Annotated in this window: 7 protein-coding genes and 1 pseudogene; 5 read left to right on the top strand and 3 right to left on the bottom strand. The window is 65.2% G+C overall.

Translation table 11 applies throughout. The annotated features are described in order from the left end of the window. Both ACIQ3B_RS09115 and tcmP read left to right on the top strand, forming a co-directional pair. A pseudogene (locus ACIQ3B_RS09115) lies at positions 1-105 on the top strand (IS5/IS1182 family transposase); the annotation flags it as partial. A gap of 126 nt (positions 106-231) precedes the next feature. Continuing rightward, positions 232-1,155, top strand: coding sequence for a three-Cys-motif partner protein TcmP (gene tcmP / locus ACIQ3B_RS09110; protein WP_397401782.1), 924 nt, complete (start codon positions 232-234; stop codon positions 1,153-1,155). On the opposite strand, the gene ACIQ3B_RS09105 is transcribed toward tcmP, so the two are convergent. Continuing rightward, positions 1,152-1,898, bottom strand: a complete 747-nt coding sequence (locus ACIQ3B_RS09105; RefSeq protein ID WP_397401780.1) for a DUF5131 family protein — start codon at positions 1,896-1,898, stop codon at positions 1,152-1,154. The two genes, tcmP and ACIQ3B_RS09105, sit on opposite strands and share 4 nt — an antisense overlap. A gap of 419 nt (positions 1,899-2,317) precedes the next feature. Between ACIQ3B_RS09105 and ACIQ3B_RS09100 the strand changes: the two genes are divergently transcribed. Together ACIQ3B_RS09100 and ACIQ3B_RS09095 are read left to right on the top strand one after the other, a co-directional pair. Next, a complete protein-coding gene (locus tag ACIQ3B_RS09100) occupies positions 2,318-2,575 on the top strand; it encodes a type II toxin-antitoxin system Phd/YefM family antitoxin (protein WP_397401778.1) in 258 nt (85 codons plus the stop codon). A 163-nt stretch (positions 2,576-2,738) separates the two neighbouring features. Then, positions 2,739-3,266 (top strand): hypothetical protein, encoded by a 528-nt coding sequence (locus tag ACIQ3B_RS09095; protein ID WP_397401776.1) that lies wholly within the window; start codon positions 2,739-2,741, stop codon positions 3,264-3,266. A 348-nt stretch (positions 3,267-3,614) separates the two neighbouring features. Here the strand turns inward: ACIQ3B_RS09095 and ACIQ3B_RS09090 are convergent, their stop codons facing one another. Together ACIQ3B_RS09090 and ACIQ3B_RS09085 are read right to left on the bottom strand one after the other, a co-directional pair. Next, positions 3,615-4,337, bottom strand: coding sequence for a cytochrome c3 family protein (locus tag ACIQ3B_RS09090; RefSeq protein ID WP_397401774.1), 723 nt, complete (start codon positions 4,335-4,337; stop codon positions 3,615-3,617). Further along, a complete protein-coding gene (locus ACIQ3B_RS09085; protein ID WP_397401772.1) occupies positions 4,334-4,918 on the bottom strand; it encodes a hypothetical protein in 585 nt (194 codons plus the stop codon). Before ACIQ3B_RS09085 ends, ACIQ3B_RS09090 begins: the two co-directional genes overlap by 4 nt. Positions 4,919-5,255: 337 nt before the next feature. On the opposite strand from ACIQ3B_RS09085, the gene ACIQ3B_RS09080 reads away from it, so the two are divergent. Next, the gene (locus ACIQ3B_RS09080) at positions 5,256-6,080 is read left to right on the top strand and encodes a hypothetical protein (protein WP_397401770.1); all 825 of its coding nucleotides are present in this window, start codon (positions 5,256-5,258) and stop codon (positions 6,078-6,080) included. The last annotated feature ends 21 nt before the right edge of the window (positions 6,081-6,101 follow it).

Raw genomic sequence — 6,101 nt, 5'->3', positions numbered from 1 at the left:
GGACGCCTCAAGGACTGGCGGCGCATCCACACCCGATACGACCGATGCGCACACACCTTCATGTCCGCCATCGCTCTCGCTGCCACCGTCATCTTCTGGCTATGATCAATGAGTCCTGAGCCTAGTGCTGTGAGGCTTATGGGTGGGAGGATATCAGCCATCACACGTTTGTCGCCGAGGTTGAATCGCTATTTTCTGCTCGCATGACGCACTACAAAATGGGGCGAGAGCTTGGTTGATCCAGCAATTGGGAACCACGAGTTCGGTAGCGTATCAACCGACTTGAAGCTGGAAGTAATGGAGGAATACCTCCGAACTTTCACAACCGTGTTGCGGCGCCAATTCAAGTCGCTTTGGTACGTTGATGCATACGCCGGAACTGGCAGACGCACGGTGCGGCTCCTTGCGCGCGAGGCCGACCTGCTGGACGAAGCCACAGAGGAGCAACTTGTGCATCGACGCGGCTCTGCGCAGCTCGCGATCGACACGTCGCCGCCATTCGACCGACTCATATTCATAGACCGAAAGAGGTCGCATTATCGCGCATTGTGCGAGTTGCGAGATCGCCACCAGTCGCCGAATTTGAAGATCGATGTTGAAAGAAAGGATGCCAACGATGCGATCAAGGAACTGATCGCTCAACATCGATCATTCGCTGGGACGCGGGTAGTAATGTTCCTAGACCCCTATGGCCTCAGCGTATCTTGGGAAACTCTACGTTTGATTGCAGAAACGCAGGCCATTGACGTTTGGTACTTCGTGTCACTTGAGGGCCTGTTTCGGCAAGCAGCGCGTGACCCCTCGAAAATCACAGATAAAAAGCGAGAAGCTGTGACTCGGATGCTCGGCACACCCGACTGGGAGCGCGACTGGTACAAGGAGCGTCGACAGATGTACGATCTGTTTGGGGAGGTCGACGAAGACGCCAGTCGGGTCGCCGACGTAGACGCCATCGAGGCATACGTCAAAAAGCGGCTTGAACTGCTCTTTCCCAAGGTGCTGCGGCCGCTTCGGCTCAAAAACAAGGGTGGCGTGAATTCCGCCTCGCTGTTCCTGGCAATTTCGAATCCGAAACCTGAAGCCTGGGGATTGGCAGAGCGGATCGCCAGTTCCATCCTAGACCGGAAACGCAGGGAGGGCGGGCGGCGGGGTTAGGCAGTAGCCGCTGGCAAGTTGTCCCAATGGCGCCCTCGATAGGCGCGTCCCGCTGCCTTCTTATTCCGACCGCCCCATTGCTTGAAGAAGAAGGCTGCACCGGCATCTTCACACTGGTCGTAGATCTCATCGACCCAGTCCTCAAGAATCGGCCGCGCCTTGGGGCCGCTTTCGCCACCCACTATCGCCCAATGGATGCCGGTCAGATCCCCACCAGCCACAGAGCCAATCAGCGGCTCATATGACACGAAACGGATAGCCGCCGGCGTCGCACGAAGGTGGTCCAACCTCTCCAGCACAGCCGAATTCTCGACACTCGTGCCAAGCCACACGTTGGGCAGGAGCGGCAAGTCTGGCGCAATTTCCGCCATGCGGTCGGGCCGCTTTGTAAGGATTTGGTATGTGTGCTGCGGCGTGGCTTCCATGGTGTCCCACACGCGGCGAATAAACGTAGCCGGCACCGCCGATTGGAATAGATCGGACATCGAATTCACGAAGATCAAGCGCGGCTTACGCCAAGCTTTCGGGGCGGCGAGAGCAGTTTCGTCTAGACTGACGGCACCGGTCCAGACGTGGCGCTCTCCGCTCTTTCGAGTTAGCCCCTGATATTTGGGTACACCCATCGCCTGCAGGCGCGCCGCCATCCGCATCGCATAGCAGTTCGTGCAGCCTGCTGTCAGGACAGTGCACCCCGCAACGGGGTTCCAAGTCGCGTCCGTCCACTCGATTGATGTATCGGCCATAGTCCCTCCAACCTGGAGCGTGATTGTGTTCGCTTAACGCCGCACTAACCAAGCGGTGCGTCAGAAGCGGACGTATGAATCATTTGGATTTCGCGGAAGGTAGGAACATTCGCGCCTTACCGGGCTAGCCAACACGCCACCGCCCCTCCTCGCCTTAACTCCATGGCGGCCAGTTTGCCTGCCGGTCCAGGCGTCTCAAGGACGAGGGCGCAGCCCTCGCCGCGGCGCGGCGCGTCCGCAGGACGCGTCCTTGACACGCCTGGACCGGCGGGCTCGAGATCTACCATGGGGTTTAAGGGGCGGTCTGCGTCCCGGTGGGAGGCAGGGCGGGTTTGATCGCAACCTGCGAGGCCTGCCCTCTCCGGCCCTTCGGGCCACCTCCCCCACCGGGGGAGGATCTGGCGTCTAGGAGAAGTTTGATGCGGACGGTCAGTTTCACGGAGGCGCGCCGCGACCTGTCGGCTCTATTGCGCGAGGTAGAGAGCGGCGGGGAGATCGTGATCACGCGGGGCGGACGGCCGGTTGCGCGGCTGGTCGCCGGGGCGCCCGATCTTGATCCGACCGGGGCGCAAGCTGCCGGGATGGAGGCGGTGCGCGCGCGACTTGCGGCGGTGCCACCGGTCGTCCCGGTTATAACATCTGCCGACCTGGTGCGGGCGGATCGCGACAGCCATTGATAGGGCAAAGCATGCCCCCCTCCGGCCCTTCGGGCCACCTCCCCCAGCGGGGGAGGACCTGTAACCGTCGGACTGCGTGCGCACCCCGCCTTTGCCTCATGATCCATATCGCCAAGGGCGACCCGGCGGTGTACGCCCGGCGGTGACAGTTCAGGAGAACGCCATGAACCATGTGATGATCGCCCTTGTTGCGTCGCTGACGGTCGCCCTGCCGGGCGCCGCCCTGGCGCAGGCGCCCGCCAAGACCGTCGTGCTGGCCAGTGACATTCCGGTCGCCCGCACGCCGCCGGGTTTCTGGAAGACCTTTCCGGCGCCGGTTCTGGCGCGGTGCACCGAGCCGCTGGCGCCGGGGGCGCCGGATCTGCGGGGGGTCTGGACGGGCGACAATGAGGGCAAGACCCATGTCGAGCGTATCCAGCAGTGCGGCGACCGGGTGGTGATCGAAGGTGGCGGCGTTACCCACGATATGCGGGCTGACGGGATCCTCGCCAATGGCGTCGACGATATCGCGGCCGGCTCGGGCCGGCCGATCAAGGTGGCGGCGGTGTTCGAGAACAACGGACTGTCGCTCAAGCCCTTCGGCGGGCCGACCCGGGTCACGCGGGTGCTGCAGGGTGATGTTCTGGTGTTCAACTACAACGGCAAGGTGATCCAGCTGCGCCGGATCGCCGCCCTGCCGGCTGGACTTTAGGCGCCGTCGACGGGCGCCAGCGCCCCTTCCGGCCCTTCGGGCCACCTCCCCCATCGGGACCGTTGCATAATTCCAGATAGCGAGAGAGCTCGACGCCACGCCCCTTCGCCCCTTGTGGGAGAAGGTGGCCTCGCGAAGCGAGGTCGGATGAGGGGTCGATAGTCCTCTCCGATAAGGCATTGAAATCATTTCGATAGGGCGGCGCGACCCCTCATCCGTCAGGCTTCGCCTGCCACCTTCTCCCACAAGGGGCGAAGGGGCGCGTAGGCCAATTCTGGTGCCAGCCTGAATTACGCAATGGTCCCCCATCGGGGGAGGATCTGGATCGGGGCGGCGCTACGGCCCTGCCTACTCGCGACCCTCGCGACCCTCACCTTCGCCGCCCTCGCCTTCGGCGCTGCGGTGGCAGCGGACGCAGTTGTCGATGTTGCGGATGCCCTCGCGGGCGTGCCGGGCCTCGATCCTGGCCTTCTGGTGCTCATGGCAGCCGAAGCAGGTGTAGGTCTGAACATTGCTGCCGACATGGCAGGTCGAGCAGGTGGCGTCGTGGGGCGGCCTGAGGCTGAAATAGCGGTCGTGGTCGAAGGTGGCCGGCGTCCAGGCGGTGGTGCTGTGGCACTGGCTGCAGGTGGGGACGACGCCGCGGTGGAAGTTGTCCTTCGGCGGGGTGTGGCAGGCGGCGCAGCGGGGCTGCACTGCGGGCGTCAGCAGGGCGTGGTCGAACGAACGGACCAGATTGCGGGTCAGCCGGGGTCTGGGGTGGTCGGTGTGGCAGGCCATGCAATCCTGTGAGGCGAGGCTCGCATGGAATGCGGGCCGTCCCGATGCGGACGTGACGGGTACGCCCAGGGTTGTGAGCCGGCCGATATCGGCCACCGTGTGACAGGCGATGCAGCGGTCCGGCGAGGCGCCTCTGAACGGCGCATGGCAGGCGAAACAGTTCTGCTGCAGCTCGGCGTGGGCCGGCTGGAGATTGCCCGGGCTGACCATCTGGTGGGGATAGACAAAGATCGCCGCCACGATCACCGCGAGCAGCAGGCCGATGGTGATCCAGATCCATCGTGGCGTCATTTCCAGCCCCACAGAACCAGGATGGCGATGATGTGCGCCAGGGCCAGGACCCCGAACACGAGGCTGATCGGCAGGTGCACCTTGCGCCACTGTTTGACGACATCGACGGTCAGGCTGTCGCGGTGCAGCCGCGCCTTGATTTCGGCCTCGGAGAGGCCCTCGCCCTTGAGCTCGGCGCGCGCCTGCTTCAGCCGGGTCATGGCGCGTCTGAGCAGGTACTTTCCGGTAAGACCGCTGGCGATATTGACCAGCATCGCGCCCACGGCCAGCCAGGCCAGCACGGCGTTGAAGTGGATGCCGGCATGCACCAGCACGAGCAGGGATCCCGCCCAGGCCAGCCATTCGTGGAGGCGCAACAGGAACACCGGATCGCCGCCGTGGATCACGCCGCGCTTGCGCAGGGAATGGCCGAATGAGGCGGCGATGAGCAGAACACCCGGAATACCGAGATAGCGGCCGACCCAGACCGCATCGATCAGGTGAAGCCCGGCGTCCACGATCAGGGTTGCGAGCAGCAGGGCCAGCAGCCGCAGGGCAAACGGCAGGACCTCACGCGTCAGCAGGGCGGGCTTTACGGCCACGGGGCGATCCCGGGCGCGGGCATGCGGGACGGCCGAGTCGGCGCTCGGAAGCAGACGGTTGTCATGGGGCCTCCCGGCGGGCGCTCCGCCCGGTCAGGCGGGGAGGCCTACGGCGCCTTCGGCGGCGGGGCATTGCGATGGATCAAGCGCGCCGAGGATCGGGCCGCCTCCTCCAGCGGAGGGGATGACCTGGGGCAGGTCATGGGCGAGACATTTGTTCACGTTTTGTCTTGACTTTCGCGCGCAAATTCGCCAGAATTTCGTCAGCGTCTCGGGTTGCGCCTCAGGTGTGGCGGCGGGGTCGTTTTCCTTGATCAGAGCAGAGATGGAGGTCCTCATGGCGGAGGGGGATAGCGTGCGCGTGCGGCCCGAGGGGTGGCGCGTGAAGACGGACTATGTGCGGTTTTCGGCCGAGGTGAGCCGGGTGCTGCTGGCGCGGGTGGCCGAAGGTGAGCCGATCAGCCGGATCGTGCGGGATCCGGGCATGCCCAGCCAGAAAACGGTGCGGCGATGGGCGGAGCGGTCGGGCCGGTTCCGGCGATTGCTGGAACAGGCCAAGGCGCTGGGCGGCTGGAGCGCGAGCGGACGGCCGCCCGCCGGCTACTGCCCGGTGACGGCGGCGGCGATCTGTGCGCGGCTGAGCCAGGGCGAGCCGATGACAGCGATCTGCGAGGACCCGACAATGCCCGGGCACAGCACGGTCTATCGCTGGCGCGACGAACAGCCGGATTTCGCCAAGGCGTTGGAGCGGGCGCGGCAGGTGGTGGCCGAGCGCTTGTTCGACCTCGGCTGGGAGATCGCCCGGGCGGTGACGCCCGCGGACGCCCAGGCCACGCGGGTGAAGTTGACGCAGCTGCGCTGGATGGCCGGCGCGATGGCGCCCTCACGGTTCGGACGCTTCAAGGCGGTGGCTTCGGAAACGGAGGCGGTGTGGCAGACCGAGGCGCCGACGAAACCCCGGGAGGTGCGGATCGAGGTGCGGCGGTTCGGGGTGGACACCCGCGAGGACGGGGCGCAGCGAATGTTCGAGTATCGACGCGATCCCGTGACCAACCTGCTGACCCGGCCGGACGAATGCCCGCCCTGGGGGCCGCCGAACCCGGCCAGGGCCGGCAAGCCGTTCATGGAGCCCCTGCACAGGCTCGAGGGGGCCATGCGGTAAGCGGGGCCCAAGGGCGGGCAG

This window comes from Phenylobacterium sp. (assembly GCF_044358365.1).
Lineage (GTDB): Bacteria > Pseudomonadota > Alphaproteobacteria > Caulobacterales > Caulobacteraceae > Phenylobacterium.
The sequence above is the reverse complement of the archived record's forward strand: the minus strand, read 5'-3'. Positions and strand labels throughout refer to the sequence as shown.

Coding starts and splice junctions, on each gene's coding strand:
- ACIQ3B_RS09105 (WP_397401780.1), bottom strand. CDS start 1,898: ATGGCCGATACATCAATCGAGTGGACGGACGCGACTTGGAACCCCGTT.
- ACIQ3B_RS09100 (WP_397401778.1), top strand. CDS start 2,318: ATGCGGACGGTCAGTTTCACGGAGGCGCGCCGCGACCTGTCGGCTCTA.
- ACIQ3B_RS09095 (WP_397401776.1), top strand. CDS start 2,739: ATGAACCATGTGATGATCGCCCTTGTTGCGTCGCTGACGGTCGCCCTG.
- ACIQ3B_RS09090 (WP_397401774.1), bottom strand. CDS start 4,337: ATGACGCCACGATGGATCTGGATCACCATCGGCCTGCTGCTCGCGGTG.
- ACIQ3B_RS09080 (WP_397401770.1), top strand. CDS start 5,256: ATGGCGGAGGGGGATAGCGTGCGCGTGCGGCCCGAGGGGTGGCGCGTG.